The organism is Duganella vulcania (assembly GCF_009857655.1).
In the GTDB taxonomy this organism is placed as follows: domain Bacteria; phylum Pseudomonadota; class Gammaproteobacteria; order Burkholderiales; family Burkholderiaceae_D; genus Rugamonas; species Rugamonas vulcania.
Window position 1 is genome coordinate 1 of sequence record NZ_WWCX01000271.1, and the last position, 713, is coordinate 713.

At 74.8% G+C, this 713-nt stretch carries 1 protein-coding gene; it reads right to left on the reverse strand.

Features of this window, described 5'->3' with window-relative positions:
- Positions 1-713, reverse strand: a 713-nt coding sequence (locus GTP90_RS35925; protein ID WP_161087949.1) for an efflux RND transporter periplasmic adaptor subunit, incomplete at both ends; no start/stop codon positions are given.

Genomic DNA, 713 nt, shown 5'->3' on the forward strand with positions numbered 1-713 from the left:
GCAGCGCCGGCTCTTCCCAGCGGCCTTCGATGGCGACCCGTCCGCGCCAGGCCGGGCTGGTGGCCGGCAGCTCGGCGCTGGCGTCCAGCACCACCCGGTACACCGCGTGTTCCGGATAGAACACGCCGTTCTTTTCCCGCACCAGCACGTCGCCGCCAAACAAGGACGCCAGCTCCGGCTCGCCCAGCGTGCGGCTGGCGTCGCGGTCGATGCTGGCCACCGTCAGGCGCACGGCCGGCCCGGCCAGGCCGTCGGCGATGAACAGGGCGCGGTCGCCCTGCCGGATGCGGCGCACCGCCTCCTCGTCCACGTAGGCCACCACCTGCCAGCGGCCGGCCGCCACCAGCGCGCCCAGATACTCCTGGCCCTTGAGCCATGCGCCGGGGCGCAGGTCGGGATCGACGTCGACCAGCACGCCGGCGTACGGCGCCACCGGGCGGTAGCGCTGCAGGTCGGCGCCCACGGTGGCGTGTTCGGCGCTGGCGTAGGCCAGCTGGTCGTTGAGCACTTGCCAGTCCTTGCGGCTGCCGGCGTCCAGGCCGGCCGACGCCGACTGCCAGGCCAGCACATCCTGGCGCGCGCCGGTCTCGCCTTCGCGCAGCTCCAGCTCGGGCGAGGACAGGCGCAGCAGCGGCTGCCCGGCCGCCACGTTTTGGCCGTTCTTCACCGGCAGCGCCGCCACCGCCGCGTGGGGCGGCGCGTACAGCGCCAGC